Source organism: Glutamicibacter sp. NPDC087673 (assembly GCF_044743255.1).
Lineage (GTDB): Bacteria > Actinomycetota > Actinomycetes > Actinomycetales > Micrococcaceae > Glutamicibacter.
This window is the reverse complement of sequence record NZ_JBIUWB010000007.1, coordinates 1-14956: the sequence shown is the minus strand read 5'-3', so window position 1 is coordinate 14956 and position 14956 is coordinate 1. Positions and strand designations below refer to the sequence as shown.

13 protein-coding genes and 3 pseudogenes are annotated in these 14956 nt (G+C 58.2%); 7 read left to right on the top strand and 9 right to left on the bottom strand.

The window, feature by feature from the left end:
* The first annotated feature begins 635 nt into the window (after positions 1 to 635).
* Positions 636 to 752: an NADP-dependent isocitrate dehydrogenase gene (locus tag ACIOTL_RS15805; protein WP_400343732.1), complete on the top strand. Its 117-nt coding sequence runs from the start codon at positions 636 to 638 to the stop codon at positions 750 to 752.
* 138 nt (positions 753 to 890) lie between these two features.
* Complete coding sequence (locus ACIOTL_RS15800) at positions 891 to 1916, top strand: RNase H family protein (protein WP_400343541.1); 1026 nt, start codon at positions 891 to 893, stop codon at positions 1914 to 1916.
* 19 nt (positions 1917 to 1935) lie between these two features.
* Here ACIOTL_RS15800 and ACIOTL_RS15795 read toward each other — a convergent pair whose 3' ends face one another.
* The 4 genes from ACIOTL_RS15795 to ACIOTL_RS15780 all read right to left on the bottom strand — a co-directional run bounded on the left by ACIOTL_RS15795 (position 1936) and on the right by ACIOTL_RS15780 (position 6807).
* Complete coding sequence (locus ACIOTL_RS15795; RefSeq protein WP_400343538.1) at positions 1936 to 3468, bottom strand: deoxyguanosinetriphosphate triphosphohydrolase family protein; 1533 nt, start codon at positions 3466 to 3468, stop codon at positions 1936 to 1938.
* Positions 3469 to 3612: 144 nt separating this feature from the next.
* On the bottom strand, positions 3613 to 4554 hold the full coding sequence (locus ACIOTL_RS15790; protein WP_400343535.1) for an ornithine cyclodeaminase family protein: 942 nt from the start codon (positions 4552 to 4554) through the stop codon (positions 3613 to 3615).
* A 29-nt stretch (positions 4555 to 4583) separates the two neighbouring features.
* A complete protein-coding gene (gene brnQ, locus ACIOTL_RS15785) occupies positions 4584 to 5969 on the bottom strand; it encodes a branched-chain amino acid transport system II carrier protein (RefSeq protein ID WP_400343534.1) in 1386 nt (461 codons plus the stop codon).
* A gap of 163 nt (positions 5970 to 6132) precedes the next feature.
* The gene (locus tag ACIOTL_RS15780) at positions 6133 to 6807 is read right to left on the bottom strand and encodes a GntR family transcriptional regulator (protein ID WP_332731548.1); all 675 of its coding nucleotides are present in this window, start codon (positions 6805 to 6807) and stop codon (positions 6133 to 6135) included.
* Between the two features lie 179 nt (positions 6808 to 6986).
* On the opposite strand from ACIOTL_RS15780, the gene ACIOTL_RS15775 reads away from it, so the two are divergent.
* Complete coding sequence (locus ACIOTL_RS15775; RefSeq protein WP_400343531.1) at positions 6987 to 8204, top strand: NAD(P)/FAD-dependent oxidoreductase; 1218 nt, start codon at positions 6987 to 6989, stop codon at positions 8202 to 8204.
* On the opposite strand, the gene ACIOTL_RS15770 is transcribed toward ACIOTL_RS15775, so the two are convergent.
* Positions 8201 to 9118, bottom strand: coding sequence for an NAD(P)-dependent oxidoreductase (locus ACIOTL_RS15770; RefSeq protein WP_400343529.1), 918 nt, complete (start codon positions 9116 to 9118; stop codon positions 8201 to 8203). The genes ACIOTL_RS15775 and ACIOTL_RS15770 overlap by 4 nt on opposite strands.
* A gap of 138 nt (positions 9119 to 9256) precedes the next feature.
* Here ACIOTL_RS15770 and ACIOTL_RS15765 point away from each other — a divergent pair, with 138 nt between their 5' ends.
* Positions 9257 to 9460 carry a hypothetical protein gene (locus ACIOTL_RS15765; RefSeq protein WP_400343526.1) on the top strand — a complete coding sequence of 68 codons (204 nt, stop codon included), beginning with the start codon at positions 9257 to 9259 and terminating at the stop codon, positions 9458 to 9460.
* A gap of 43 nt (positions 9461 to 9503) precedes the next feature.
* Here the strand turns inward: ACIOTL_RS15765 and ACIOTL_RS15760 are convergent, their stop codons facing one another.
* The 3 genes from ACIOTL_RS15760 to ACIOTL_RS15750 form a co-directional block, all read right to left on the bottom strand.
* Complete coding sequence (locus tag ACIOTL_RS15760) at positions 9504 to 9773, bottom strand: YdeI family protein (protein ID WP_400343523.1); 270 nt, start codon at positions 9771 to 9773, stop codon at positions 9504 to 9506.
* 126 nt (positions 9774 to 9899) lie between these two features.
* Positions 9900 to 10073 (bottom strand): hypothetical protein, encoded by a 174-nt coding sequence (locus ACIOTL_RS15755; protein WP_400343521.1) that lies wholly within the window; start codon positions 10071 to 10073, stop codon positions 9900 to 9902.
* A gap of 205 nt (positions 10074 to 10278) precedes the next feature.
* The gene (locus tag ACIOTL_RS15750; RefSeq protein ID WP_400343519.1) at positions 10279 to 11577 is read right to left on the bottom strand and encodes a LuxR C-terminal-related transcriptional regulator; all 1299 of its coding nucleotides are present in this window, start codon (positions 11575 to 11577) and stop codon (positions 10279 to 10281) included.
* A 221-nt stretch (positions 11578 to 11798) separates the two neighbouring features.
* Between ACIOTL_RS15750 and ACIOTL_RS15745 the strand changes: the two are divergent.
* Together ACIOTL_RS15745 and ACIOTL_RS15740 are read left to right on the top strand one after the other, a co-directional pair.
* Positions 11799 to 12137, top strand: a pseudogene (locus tag ACIOTL_RS15745) (SIS domain-containing protein); the annotation flags it as partial.
* Positions 12138 to 12286: 149 nt separating this feature from the next.
* Positions 12287 to 13565, top strand: a pseudogene (locus tag ACIOTL_RS15740) (ISL3 family transposase).
* A 31-nt stretch (positions 13566 to 13596) separates the two neighbouring features.
* Here the strand turns inward: ACIOTL_RS15740 and ACIOTL_RS15735 are convergent.
* Positions 13597 to 13756, bottom strand: a pseudogene (locus tag ACIOTL_RS15735) (recombinase family protein); the annotation flags it as partial.
* 289 nt (positions 13757 to 14045) lie between these two features.
* Between ACIOTL_RS15735 and ACIOTL_RS15730 the strand changes: the two are divergent.
* Entirely contained in the window at positions 14046 to 14876 is an 831-nt protein-coding gene (locus ACIOTL_RS15730; protein ID WP_400343517.1) for an SIR2 family protein, read from the top strand.
* Positions 14877 to 14956: the final 80 nt, after the last annotated feature.

Sequence of the window (14956 nt, the reverse complement as noted above, 5' to 3'; positions counted from 1 at the left end):
TTTCCCCCGGTGATTCCTGAATTCCCTGGAGCTGACAGTGGACAGGTTAATTCCGTTATCAGGAAATTGCCCGGGCCATTAAGGCGAGGGGAGTGATTGCATGAATTCTGGCGGCAGGCCAGTATCCATAGGGCAAGTCGGAGGCAATGCGAGCTGGTTACCAACTGGCAAGTAGCAGTCGCTGGTACGGCAGTCAAGAATTCTAATGTAAATCGTACATTGCTTCCGTGTAAAAAGTTTCTAATATTCTCTAAATTTGCTCTTGTCAGAACTATGTTGAGTTAGTGTTATACGTGTCGGAACGAGTCACTCGTACCAACACGAAACATAGATAAGACGAAAATGAATGAGGTAATTTGATGTTGAGCGAACTTCTTGCAGCCTTGGTAGAACTTATCCGCAGCCTGGGTCTCTAAGCTTCAGACCTCGGTAAACTTCAGGCCTCGGTCATTGAACCGATGCCATTGATCGCCACTCGTGAAAATGAGTGGCGATCAAGGAATTTAACACGGCAGATAAATGCCTTGCTTGAACGGATATGCCCGATCAGGAGTTCGACTTGCGGGGCGTATTCCTCAATGAATCCTTTTGGCAAAAGAATCCACTATTCAATATGTTTCGCGCTGCACGACTAGCTGGCCGACCCGTTTCCGATGCTGGTACTGGCCACCTCGGCCAAGATCCTGTCGCTCGATCCGCCGCTGGCTCGCCTCGGCCTGTTCGAGACCGGCGCTGGCTACCAGGCGGAGTAACACGGCCGATCCATGGAAACCGAAGTCCGCGATATCCTCACCAGGTGCCAGCACCAGAACATTCAGACCCGGGGCTAAATCGTAGGTGCCAGTCGATAGGATCGCCTGACATCAACAAAATAGGCAGGAGGAATCTCAATGCTGGTGTCAGTTCCACGTCCGCAGATGCCCATTGCGCTCGATCCGGATGGCGTGCGGAGATTGGCCGGTGCACAGCGGCAGCCGCAGCCTTCACGGCTGATCGCCGTTCTCGAACGTTCAGCGTTCATTCGAGATGCCTACGGGAAGAAGCAGCAGTACGTTCCATTTGCGGAGCGGATTGTCGAGGAAAAGCACCTCGCCCAGCGAAGCACGCACGGTCTCCACTTCGATTTTGCGCTGACTTTGTGCGATTTCGTGAACCGTCCTTTGCTGACTCTCACGGGTACTGCTGTCAACGGGGAATTGGACCAGGCCATCCTGCAGGCTATCGCGGAGTTCTCCGGTACCTGCAAAATCTCGCAGCCGTCATCGATCGACCTGTTGGTCCCGGACTATGACGACCTCGGAATGGCAGAATTATCGATGAATCCCGTTTTCTGCCTCAATCCGTCGTGGCAATTCGGGCTGGATCTGGGCGTTGCCAACGAGGCCAATAGCCAGGCGCTGGCCCCGCTGGTACAGGACTACACGGCGAACCTTCCAGTCATTGCCTATACAGACGGTTCGGTGCCGCGGAACAGGAAGTTCCGCAGCGCTGGAGCGATGGTGACCTCGCAAGGCCATTGGGCCTGCGCAATTTCGCCGAAGCACTACGTCCAGGACACCTTGCTGGCAGAAACCACAGGCGCCCTGCTGGCGCTGACCCACGCCCCGCTCGATTCGGTCCTGACCATTTTCAGCGACAGCCGTGCCCTGGTGAAAGCGGTCAATGATCTTGTGCAAGGACGGCAGCGCACTGTGAAGGTGCATCATGAGCTGCGCGAGAGTCTTGAACTTCGTACCGGGCGCACCCGAGCCCACTGGGTTCGAGGCCACGATGGAAATCGGCACAACGAAGCGGCCAACCGGATGGCCATCCTGATGTCGCGGCATTTCAGCGCCCGGATCAATCCGCAACTGACACAGTCAATGATGACAAAGATCGTTCTCGAGGAGCTGTCCCAGCAGGCTCTTGCGGCATGAAACATGCCGCACCCGGCCGCTAGAGTCCGCGCCCGGCTTCCCAGAGATTGTCCGAGGTGCCGGTTAGCAGCGAATTCAACGAGACGGCTTGGGCGTCGGTGAAGGAAGCAATGTAATCGACGATGGCCCGGGCCTGGCCCAGCCGTTGGATCTCTTGCGGGCCGGACTGCGAGAACAGCCCCGGGGTGCTCTCGCGCAGCTGGCGGTATTCCTCGGTGGTAGCTTCCACCGAGTCCAGCAACCGTCGCGGTGCACGCCCTGCATCCTCCGGATCATTGAGCCAGGTGTTGAAGCCTTCTGCCAGGGAACGGATAATTCGCGTTTGCCCGCGCTGGTATACCGCCAGATCTGAACGGTCCAAGACGAAGCGGGCATGGACGAACTTGAGTACTACGACGTCATGCCATGCTTCATCGCTCAAGCGGATATGGCCGCTGCGCACATTAGGCGAGCGTTCAACGGTGATCGATTCCTGCAACCGGTCAATCCATCGCCGAGTGAAGGCGGTAACCGCACGGTCCGCCTGCAGGCCGCCGTCGTAGGGAACTGCGAGCAAGCCATCGACGAGGTCATGGCCGACCCGTTGCACCGAGGCGCGGAATGCGTCTGGATTGGCAATCCAGGGATCCTTCGCCAGGACATGGCGCCACGTAATTTCCAGCGCGTGGCCCGGCTGCCGCTGGTCCAGCTCTGGAGCCTTCAGGGCTTGGAAGCGCACGGACTGATCCAGCCACGCCCGCAGTTCAGCGGAGACGCTGGTGTATTGCAAAATGCCAGCGCGATAGAAATCATCGAGGTCATGAACCGCGTAAGCGATATCGTCGGCGATATCCATAACCGAGCTTTCCAGCGTCTGCTGGTATTTTCCGATGCCCGGGAAGACCGACAGGACGTCATCCATTTCCTCGGCCTCGATATCGTAGGCCGAATACTTCATGGCGCCAGCAGCCGGATTCGCGCCGACGCCGCGGGGGAGCAGCTCTGGAGCGACCGGGGCCTGGCTGCGCCATTCATTGCGCGTCCAGGGGTATTTGAGCACTGCCGCGCGAACCGCGCGAGTCAGGTTCATGCCGCGCGGTGTGGCATCGCAGCTATCGAGGGCGGTGAGGATCCGGAAGGTCTGTGCATTGCCTTCGAATCCGTCGGGAAGCCCCAAGGTATCGCGGGCGACCCGGTCGAGTTCCTGCTCTCCCAGATGCCCGAAAGGCGGGTGGCCCAGATCGTGGGCGGCTGCCGCTGCTTGGACAACTACCGGGTCGCACCCTCCTAAGTCGGAGATTAGTCGCCTAGTAGGTTCGTCACGCCTTCGGAGGCCGATGGCGATGGAACGGGCCACCGCCGAAACCTTCAGCGAATGGGTCAATCGGTTGTGGACCAGGGTGCCTGAACCCGCCTGGGGAATCACCTGCGTCACCGAGGACAGCCGGGAGAAGTACGGGGAGAAGCGGATGCGCTCAATGTCTACGCGGAACTCATCTTCACCGGTGCGATTCCGTTCGGCGATCGCGCGGTCGCGGCCGCCGGTCTGATGTGTCTGTGCTCTAGTTTCCATCGTATGAACTAGCCTAGGCGATCGAGCAAGAGAAGCCACGCGAATTGGTGCAACTTCGTTTCGGGGCGACGAACGTCCAGTGCCGTGGCAGTTGCGCATGTATGCGCAACTGCCCAACGGTACGGGATCCCTCTTCGCTGTCGCCTAATTGGTGAAGTGCTCGTGAACGCCGACAGCAACCACCAGATCTTGCCAGGACATCCCAGTGCCCTTGAAGATGTTAGGCCGGTCATCGCACCGGGTGAATTGGCCTTGCACCAGATTGGCGATGGTGGCCAGGTCATCGGCCAGCAAGGTGCCTTCAGCGATGGCTTGAATGACATCGCCAGCTTCACGCAGAGCTGTAGCGATATCTTCTACCACTACCAATGAGCGGCCAACCAATTCACCATCGAGCTCGCGCGACTCGGGCACATGTGAACCCATCGCGATAACGCATGCTCCTGGCTGGACAAGCGATCCGTCGAACAATGGCTCGCTTGCACTTGTCGCGCACACCACGAGTTGAGCGTTGGCAACGTCGCCAGCTTCCCCAGCTCTGGCAGCCAGTCCGAAATCCTTGGCTTTCGCCACCAATGCATCGACTCGTTCGCGATTGCGAGCCGAGATGATGACCTCGGTGATTTCCCTGATTTCCGACATGGCTTCTATATGTCCCCAAGCTTGCGGCCCGGTTCCGAAGACCATGAGCGTGCATGGGCCTGACGGGGCCAAATGCTTAGCTGCTACGGCCGAAGTTGCTGGTGTGCGCAAAGCCGTGAGCATCGCGCCCTCAAGCAATGCCTGGGTGGACAATGTCTCGGCGTCCATCAGAATGTAGTTCGCCTGGATTCGGGGCAACCCCTTGCCCGGGTTATCTGGGGCAACGGTGGCTACTTTAATACCCGACCATTCGCCGATGGTCGAGGGCATGAGCAGCATTTCGCCGCTTCCGGCAGCGATGCCTGTGCGATCAGGATCTGTCGCTGGATCGAAGCCGTCCCGCAAGGCATTTTCTAGAAGTACGCGCGCGCGGCCAGGACTGACAGCTTCCGCAACTTGCTCGGATGTGTACCAGACAGGTGAAACTTGCTTAGTGAGGTTCATGGATGCTCGTTTCTGTTGTTATGACGACGTCAGGAATTTGACACAGCTTGTTGCGGTTCGCTCGCAGTGTTCCGCTGAGCTTCTGGATACTCACGCTTTGGTTCTGCGCGAAGCCGAGCGACCAGGTAGCCAAGAAGGCCGCCTGCGAAGGCCGGGATAATCCAACCGCCGCCTTGGGCGAACATCGGGATGAAAGCCAAGGCGTTGTCGAAGCCGTCAACAAAAAGACCTGCGGATTTGATTCCATCGAATAGGCCGATCAGCCCCGCGCCCAAGATCGCGCCAATGTATACGGACTGGTATCCGGAAAAGAACCGGTTGAGCATCACAAGGAGAATCAAGGTAATCGACAGGGGATACAGGAACATCAGCAGCGGAATAGCGGTTTCCAGAACGGTTTCCAGTCCGAAATTGGTGAATAGCAACCCGGCCAGCCCGAAGATATATACCCAGCGCCGGTAACTTGCTCGTGGAGTGATGTTGCTGAAATATTCAGATACGGAAGACAGGCAGGCGATGTTCGTGGTGATGCCAGTCAAGAGAACAATGACGCCCATGGCAATGACGCCGCCGGTCCCCAGCAGATAGCGGGAAGACTCGGCCAATACTGCGCCGCCGTTGTCGAAGCGTCCGATAGCTTCAACGCTGGTTGCGCCGATCCAAGCCATCGAAATATGCAATAAGGACAGGCCGATGACAGTGATCACGCCGGCTTTGATGAAGACCTCGGTAATAGCACGAGGCTCAGTAATCCCGATGGCTTTTATGGATTGGATGAAGACGCCACCGAATACGAGCGCTGCCAGCGCGTCCATGGTGAAGTAGCCTTCGGTGAAACCTTTGAGGAATGTGCTGGAAAGGTACGGTTCAATAGGATCTTGCGGGGCGCCCATCGGCGTGAGGAATGACTTGCCGATAATGATGAGCAGCAGCACGGAGAAAACGGGAGTAATCAATTTTCCCAGACGCGCCACCAGCTTTCCCATGTCGAGGGAGAGGAAGATCGTCAACGCGGTAAATGCGGCCGAGAAGGCAAGAAGCATCCAGCGGGCGCCGTCGTCTGATAAGTCAAGGTGCGGCTTGAGAGCGATCTCGTACACCACGGAACCTGTCCGGGGGATTACGTACAAAGGGCCGAGAGCCAGGAACAAGAGCGCGCAAAAGCCTCTGGAAAACCAGGGATGCACGCGGTCCGAAAGCGGCTCAACTCGACCGCCGGCCTTAGCCAAAACGATGATCGCCAGAAGCACCAGGCCGACACCAGTCAGGAGGAACGCGCTCATGGGCACCAAGGAAGACTTGCCGGCTTGCTGCCCGACCAAGGGGGCGAAGATGATGTTGCCGGCGCCTAGGAACATCGCAAATAGCGTCAGGCCGATAACAAGCATTTGAGGTGCTGAAATCTTTGTTTTCATTCGAGTCCTCGAGATTGTTGGGGATCGGGATATCCGATGTCCAAGACGCAACTGTAGCGTGCATCACTTCTATGTTATATATTACACAAAACGTGATTCGAGTCCAATGAAATTCAGCCGGGGCACCCATGGGCGCCCCGGCTGAATGGCGGGTTCGGACGCCCTAAGTAGCTTGAGGTTCGGGGCGGTCGGCCCAAATGCCGCGGCTGTGCGCGAGGTGGCGGGTCATTAGTTCGGCGGACAGATCGCCGTCTCCTGCGGCAATGGCTGCCAGAATCTCCAAGTGCTCTTCGGCGGATTCCGTGAGGTCACCATGGTCAGCCATTTTCTGCAGGCCCTGCATGCGAGCCTGGTCGCGTAGCTGCTCGACGGTCTGCACCAGGCGATGGTTTCCGAGGGTCTCCAAGAGTGCCTTGTGGAACTTGCGGTCGCTGTCCAGGAATCTGCGGACGTCGCCTTCGCGGGCTGCGAGAATGATGTCAGCAGCCAGCGTCTTGAATGGCTCCGGATCGGTGCCATGGAAATTTTCGGCGACTTCGCGCATCGCTGGAACTTCCAGCATGGTGCGGAGCTTGAAAATCTCGTCCAGATCTTGCTCGGTCAGGACCGGTACGCGGAATCCCTTGTTGCGGATGACTTCCACAATTCCCAGGTTTGCCAGATCCATGACAGCTTCGCGGACCGGGGTAATTGACACCCCTAGTTCGGCGGCAACTTTGACAACGCTTTCCACGTTTCCCGGTTGTATTTGCCCCATGACAATCGAGGTGCGAATTGCGTTTCGGGCCTGTTCGCGCAGGCTGATCGCCCTCAAGGGAGTGTGGTTGCTCGTAGTCATATCTACTTGTTTACCACGTTCGAGCAAACCCTCATGGCAGTGTGCCCGCCTGGCGGGAAGTGTGGCTGTATCCGCAGGCAGGATACTAAATAAGGTGTAAGGTATAACACAATACTGATGGGTGCTGGCGTGATGATTTAACCATCTAGCCAGCAAGGAAACGTAGCGCAGGAGCAAGAATGAGCCTAGAACGAGCTGACGTCGCAGTTATTGGTGCCGGAATAATCGGCGCAGGAATTGCCAGCCGGCTGAGCCGAGACGGGCTGGATGTGGTGGTTATTGATCCCGCGCCGGGACGCGGTTCATCCCTGGGCAATGCAGGACTCATCGTCCCGAGCTATTCGACTCCGATGTCCACTCCAGGGAACTTGTGGGAGGGCATTAAAACTTTCGGCAGCCAGCATGCCCCGGTGACGTTTGCGAAGCCATTGGGGTTCGAATCATTGAAGTTCTTGGCCAGCTTTGCATTGAACTGCAGGCCGGGACGTGTCAAAAGGGATACAGCGAAGCTCCATGGCCTGGCGACACTGAGCCAGAAACGATACCAGCAGCTGAGAGAAGACGGATTGGATCTCGGCATGCAAGAGCAAGGCTGGTTGTGGCTATCCACGGATGAGGGCAATGCCGAACGCCTGCATGCGGATGCCCAGCGCATGCGTGCGGCTGGTGCGACCTGCGATGTTGTGAATCGAGAGCAAATCGTTGATCTGCAGGCCGGGGTAGAAGATGCAGTTGCCAGCGGGATCTGGTTCTCCAACGAAGGTTTCCTGGATCCTGAAGAAGCCGCAAGGCGTTGGTTGCAAGATGCCATTGACCATGGAGCCCAGGTCGTAGGTGCGAAGGTCATCGACCACGAAGCTACCGGATCCAACCTGCACACCTTGATCACTGATTCCGGGAGGGTCTCGGCGCGACACGTTGTTTTGGCAACGGGAGCCTCCAGCCGTGAAACCGGCAAGGCCTTGGGAGTCAGTGTGCCAGTTGAGCCTGGATACGGCTGGTCGGTGACTCTGGAAGATCAGGACCGCTTGGTTAGTCGTGCCTTGATGGGGATGGAAGATCATGTGGTTATCAGTCCAATGCCTGGACGTGTGCGAATTACGGGCGGAATGCGTTTTGGCGGCATGAGCAATGCAGTTCCAGCTGATTCGGATATTTCAGCCCTGCGCCAGGGCGCGGAAGCATTGCTGCCAGAGCTTAGGCATTTGCCGGAACTTAGCCGTTGGCAGGGCGCCCGGCCGATGACTGCAAGCGGCGTGCCGATCATCGGGCAACGCAAATACGAGAACCTGACAGTAGCCGCGGGGCATGGACCCCTCGGCGTTACCCTGGCTCCGGTTACCGTCGACAAGGTTCACGAGATTGTCGAGCGTTCCTTGGCGGCAAGCAGGGCCTAGCCAAGGTTGCGGCGAACAATGTTGTGCGGTGCCGAACCGGTGGATAGCAGCTGAACTTGCTGCGCCGCCAAATCCGACACCAACCGCATGAATTCCGAGGTATCACCAGCCATATGCGGCGTAATGATGCAGTTCGGCGCGGTCCACAAGGGATGGCCCGTGGGCAACGGCTCGGGATCGGTCACATCCAAAGCCGCGCGCAGGCGTCCCGAGCGCAGCTCGTCGAGCAGATCCGCGGTGTTCACAATAGGGCCGCGGCCGACATTCACCAGCAGTGCGCCGTCGCGCATGCGCTGGAGGAATGCTGCATCAATAAGGTCTTGGGTCTGGGGTGTATGCGGCAGAGTGCAGATGACGACATCGGCTTCAGGCAGGAGCTCAGCTACATCGCGCAGGGCGACGACATTGGTGCCATCATCCAGGATTCGCGGGGAACTGGCGACTCCGGTGATTCTGGCTGGTTTGAAAGCTTTGAGCCGTTCAATAGTGGCTGCGCCAACACCGCCCACTCCGAGCACCACGACATTGGAGCCGAAAAGCGAGGACGTCCACAAGCGAGGCCATTCCTGCTCTTTCTGCGAGGCCATGGCCGCAGGGAGCTCGCGCAATGCGGCCAGTACCAGGGCGAGGCAGTGCTCAGCGGTGGAGTCTTCCACCGCGCCGCGGGAATTCGACAAGACTGCTTCGCCGGGGAGATGCCCCAGCACCCACTCGTAGCCGAGGGATAGCAGATGCACGTGCTTGAGCCCCGGGATTCTGCTGACTCGCGAGCGATGCGCAGGATCCAACGGCCGCTCGGTAACGAGCACATCAGCTGCTGGAGGCTCGCCATCATTGATATTCCACAAGACGGTTTCGACCCCGGGAATCTGCATGCTGTCGACCAAGCTCTGCCACGGAACTAATACACGCAAACCATGAGTCCAATCGTGAGATGAGATTTTGCCGGGGTTGCCCGGGCGTTGAATTCCACGGTACCAAGGCCCCCGCGAAAATGATCAGTTCCCGAAACCATTTTCCCCAGAGCTCAGCCTTGCGTCTAAACTGGCGATATGACTCAGAGCGTGAAGAAAACTCGACAGGCCGGACTGGGAATGACTACAGGAGCAATGTTCACTGCCTGGACCTTGGGCCTTGTCGGAGTAGTCATGCTGATTCTTGGAGGGGCCACTGCAGCCGCGCTAGTCATTCTTGCGGCAGCGATTCTGCAAGCCGGCGCCATGATCGCCGAAGCGATATACCGTTCCAGAAGCTAGCGCTCAGCAGCACCATCCGCGTAGTGCTGGACCGGACCAAGGATCAGCCTTCCGGACCTCGCTCAAGTTCTGCAACGAATCGGGCCAAGCGGGCGGTCCTCGTTTTCTCCGTTCGGGCAATCATCAGCTGATGCAGGATGTGATAGCGCGGTTGGGATTTCAAGGCCGCAAAGTTCTTGGCCGCCACGGGCGAGCGATCCAGCGCTTCTTGCAAATCCGGAGGAACCTGGGCGGTGGCCTGGCCTTGGTAGGCACGCTCCCACCGTCCATCTTCCTTGGCCTTCTGGATTTCCGCGAAGCCCCGTGGCCGCATGCGTCCTTGATCAATCAATTCCTGGGCGAATTCAGTGTTCTTCTGGGACCAGACAGAGTTCTTCCGGCGGGGAGTGTAGCGCTGGAGGAAGGTCGTCTCATCGCGTTTGCGACGGATGGCATCGATTCATCCGCTGCAAAGCGCCTCGGGCAATGCTTGTGCGACAGCAAGCGACGTGGGGGAAGTCGTTCCCTTCTTTGCCACTACCAGCCAAACGCCATCGCTGGTTTCTTCGTGTTCGTCGAGCCACGCGCGCCAAGCGGTGACATCAGGAAGAATCAAAGCATCTTGTGGATCCATGGAATCTATCCTGCACCTCGTTGCCCATAGTTGCTAGAGCTTGGATTCACCGTCGGGATAATGCCTGCCATTGCTTGCCCGAAGGGCGGTGGGCCGTGGCTGGAGACCGTGGAGCAATTTCCTGCTCCGGTACATCATAAATCGACACGCGACGGATCATGGCGAAGAGCGCTGTCAGCCGTCGGCGTGCATCAATGCCGGCAGGCTACGTGGAGCTGGCCACCCCATGGCTATGCGCCAGCGCGGCAGCTTGGGCGCGGGAGCTGACGCCCATCTTCTTGAAGAGATTGCGCACGTGGAATTTCACCGTGTTCTCGCTGATCCCCAGCGCCTGCGAAATACCCCGGTTGCGGTGCCCCGCTGCCAGGAACTGCAGGACCTCGAATTCCCGGCCACCCAGATTCCATTCGGCGATGCCCGCCGCGTCTGACGGCGGGGCGTCCAGCGGGAGCCTCACCGAGACTTCCGTGCCCGATCCGCCCATGACCTCGATCTCGATCAGTCCGTTCAACGCCTCCACGCGCCGCACGAGGCGGTTCAAGGCCGCCGCGGAGGGATCGATGCTGCCCCGTGCATCGTCGCGGACATTGATCAGCAAATTCTCTCCGTCGCAGTTCCACTGCACCCGGATCCGCTGGATGTCTTCCTGCTCCATCATCGCCAGGGCCAGTCCGCGCACGATGGCACGGGCGGCATGGGCCACCTCTCCGGGCAGCGCCCTGCCGTTCTTGGGCGGTTCGACGAATTGCAGGTCCACACCGCTCAAAGTGGTCAACGGGCGCAGGTCGTCGCGCAAGCGGGTGAAAACCGAAGCGACCGGTTCCTCCACGCTGCTATTGGTGCGGTCATCCACGGTCTTGAGCCCGACCAGGGTCTTGGCCGCAAGGTCGATGGCGGCAACGCGCGCGGCCGCATCGTCCAATTGCGTGGAGCGCAAGGTCGCCAGCAGGATATTGAGGCTCGTCGCATACTGTTCCACCAGCTCGCCGGTGACCCGGACACGCTCTGCCGAGACCGCGCGCGATTCCCGCTGATAGGACGGAGGGGCATCGGCCACCTTCTCGCGGATCCGGTTGGCGGCCAGATTCCACAGGTATCCGATCATCTCTGGCTGGCCACCGGCGGGGCGGGGCTCGATGAGCACCAGCAGCGCGTTGCTGGGCGGGTAGCGCAGGGCGAGAATCTCCCGCGGAGCACCGCCGATCTCGGCACGCTCGCTCCAGCGGTTCTCACCGGGATGGGAACCGCGGATCGAATCCAGTTCCGCAATGCCCACCAGATCCGTGATGCGCTGGTCGCCGGCGAGCTTCCTGGGCCTATCGGTGCACTCCTCGGTGAAAATGGCCAAGGCCGCGCAACGGATTTCCGGAGCCAGGGCATCACGGAGGCGAACGGCGATCTGCGGCAGCGCAGCCGTGGCCAGCAGCGCGATCGATTCGAGCACCCCAGGTGCCGGTGCGGCAGCTTGCAGGCCAGGGACGAAAGAGGAGTCCAGAATGCTCATGCAGGCGAGTGTATCGCAGCTCCGGGGACCAGCCACTATCCGAAAGGATAGGTTCAACTGCCTGTAAATGGCGTAGCGGCCACCCCTTTCTGGCCGGAGGATTGACTCATGCCCATCAAAGCCGATCCGGTCCGCCGGGAGGCGCTGTCGAAAGGAATGGCATGAACACCATGGCCGAACCCCTCACCGAAGCGATATCCCAGCAGGACGTGCTGGACACCATGGACCTGGTCCACTCGGAGATCGAGGCAACAGTGCGGGGCGTGAAGCCGCGGCAGGTCATCGAGCTCGCAGCGCGGCTGCGCGCGGCACCGAGGGTGTTCGTAGCCGGCGCCGGACGCAGCGGGCTGGCCTTGCGCATGGCGGCGATGCGCCTGATGCATCTGGGCCTGGCCGTGCACGTCGCCGGGGATGCCACCACGCCGGCCATCAGCGAGGGGGACCTGCTGCTCGTGGCCTCCGGATCCGGAACCACCGCGGGCGTGGTCCAGAGCGTCCGCACCGCCCAGCGGGCCGGCGCCCGGATCGCGGCCATCACCACCGATCCATCCAGCCCCATCGGGCCGCCCACGTTCTCGTAGAAGTCCCGGCCGCCGGGAAAACTGGCTCTTCAAGTTTTAGCGTGGTGACCCCGAAAAAGAAGTAAGGCCCGCAGTCCTCTGCGAAGATGAGTGTTGTCTAGACATACATCAGCAAGGAACTACGAGCCGTGTTCAAGGATACCGGGCCAATCGATGCTGCGTCGATTCTGTTGAACCTCAATGACTACCGCGTCATCAGCGCCACCCACGAAGCAGACGGACGACAAGTCTTTATCGAGCCCAAAGCTACCGAAGCAGCATGCCCCGCCTGTGGAGTGCTCACTCAACTAATCCAGGCCAGACCAATACATCGGGTGAAGGACGTGCCAGTCGGCGGCACCGACCTGCAGGTATTGGTGCGCAAACGCCGTATGGCCTGCCAGGAATCTGCCTGCGATCGCCGTTCATTCGTTCAAACCACCGAGCAACTCCCGTTCCGGGCCAGGATCACCACACGACTCTCCCAACAGTTCGTGGACGAGATGAGTTCCGAACTCAGGGCAGTGTCCCGGGTCGCTGCCGCGCATGGGGTGTCTTGGCCTACGGTCATGGCCCGGCTAACCACGATCGGTGAACTGGTCGGGGACGTGGACCGCATGTTCATCCGCCGGCTCGGCATTGATGAGCACCGGTTTCGCAAAGTCCGCTACGCACGGGGCCGGACCGGGAAAGTAGTGCGGATTGAGCCGTGGTCGATTGTGTTTACTGATCTGGATACCGGAAAGATTCTGGATATCGTGGACGGACGCCGCGGCACAGCGGTGAAACGGTGGCTGAAGAATCGGCCACGGTATTGGCGCCAACGGGTGCAGTACGTCGCGATCGACATGTCATCGGAGTTCCGCAAGGCGGTGCGGGAGAATCTGCCGAAGGTAAAGGTTAGCGTGGATCATTTCCCCGTGATTCAGCGGGCGAATCTGATGATCACCCAGGTCCGCCGACGTCGCTCCCACGAAGTCTTTGATCGTCGTGGCCGGGCTGCTGATCCGGCTTACAAGTACCGGAAATTATTGACTTGCAATCTGGAGAACTTGTCGATCAAGCAGGTTGAACGGTTGAAGCTGATCTTGGAATCAGACCCGGAACTCGCCAGTGATCTATGCGATCAAGGAGCATGTGCGGGAACTATTGAAAGCTACGAATATCCATGAGTTCCAATCCCGGTGGGCGGTGCTGGAAAAGTCCGTGCGAGCAACAACAATGGTTGAGGCGAAGTCGCTGTTCCGGACGTTGGCCGGATGGCGCAGGGAGTTGCTGGTGTTCGTTAGAACCAGATTGACGAACGCCAGGAGTGAGGCAGCGAATCTGACGGCGAAGAACTTGAAACGCATTGGCCGGGGTTATCGGAACCATGCGCATTACCGCCTTCGGATACTGTTATATACGGCAGGGCTACGCCCGTGCTGAACACTCTGCACCACGCTTAAGTTTTAAGAGCCGCTTTATCCAATCCCGGGCGCTTGGCGAGTGCTCCGGATTGGCCATGATCGATATATATGGTCATCGCGTCGGATGCCGGCGGCGAGCAGGTCTTGGATCTGTCGGTCGGCGTCTTGGGCCTTGGTGGATACGCGGGCGTAGCCGATCAGTTTGGTCATCGGTCCTTCAAGAAGTGTCTCGCAACTAATGGTGTAGACATGAATTTACGTCATTAGTTGCGATACTCAGTTGCGAGAATTTTAGACTGCTGATTTTCCAAGGATTTTCCACCGGGGTAGTGGAGGTCCGTGAGACATCTTGCAACCTATAGGTTGAAAGACTGTATAGGATCAACCGACTTTGACACTGAGAACTAATAGTGAGTTGCTACGATCGTTCAGAGTCATGCCGAAACAGAGCAATTTATGCGTGTGTTTCATCCTAACGACATAAGAGGAGTAACTGGCAGTGTGGATCACGAGCGAGGTCAATCTTCCCCAGAAAGTTATTGATGACCACGAAAACGGTGAATTAGTTCTCTTTATTGGTGCGGGTGCTTCAATGGGTGCACCTTCGAGTCTTCCTTCATTTGAAGCATTGGCTAAAGAACTCGCAAGGCTAGCGGGAGAACCATTCAACAGTAAGGTCGGACTAGACTACTTCTTGGGCTCCCTGCCTGACGGCTTCGACGTCCATCGACATACACGTGATCTCATTGAACGCGAAGAATCGAAGCCGAATAGCACTCATGCTGCGCTGATGAGGATTGCCTTATCTAGGGATCAGCCTCGCTTAGTTACGACAAACTTTGATAGACATTTATCAACTGTATCCAAAAATGACGAACTCGACATTTGGGCTGGCCCGGCCGTTCCGTTAGGACATGATTTTACTGGCATCGTTCACTTACATGGCTCGACCGAGAGGAACCCTCGGTATTTAGTCCTGACAGACAGAGATTTCGGGCGGGCATACCTTACGGATGCGTGGGCAACAAGGTTTTTGCTGCAACTGTTCCAGAAATTTACAGTTCTTTTTGTTGGTTACAGTCATGAGGATCCCATCATGCGCTACCTTGCCTTGGGACTGCCGTCGAGAACTTCTCGATATGCATTCATGGGGGTGAAAGAACAAGATGGGACGAGCACCGACGCTGATAAAGAGCGCAATAAGTGGTCGAGCCTTGGTATCGAAACGATTGAATATCCTGTCCACGGCAACGATCACAAGGCTTTAGTGGCTGCTCTCGAAGCGTGGGACCTGCGAGTTAGGATGGGAGGAACTGTGAACCGTCCCTGATTTGATGCCGCTGTCTTTCGAGAGAAAGATAGCAACCATGCCCAAGAAATACCCTGCCGAAGTTCGTGAACGCGCCGTAG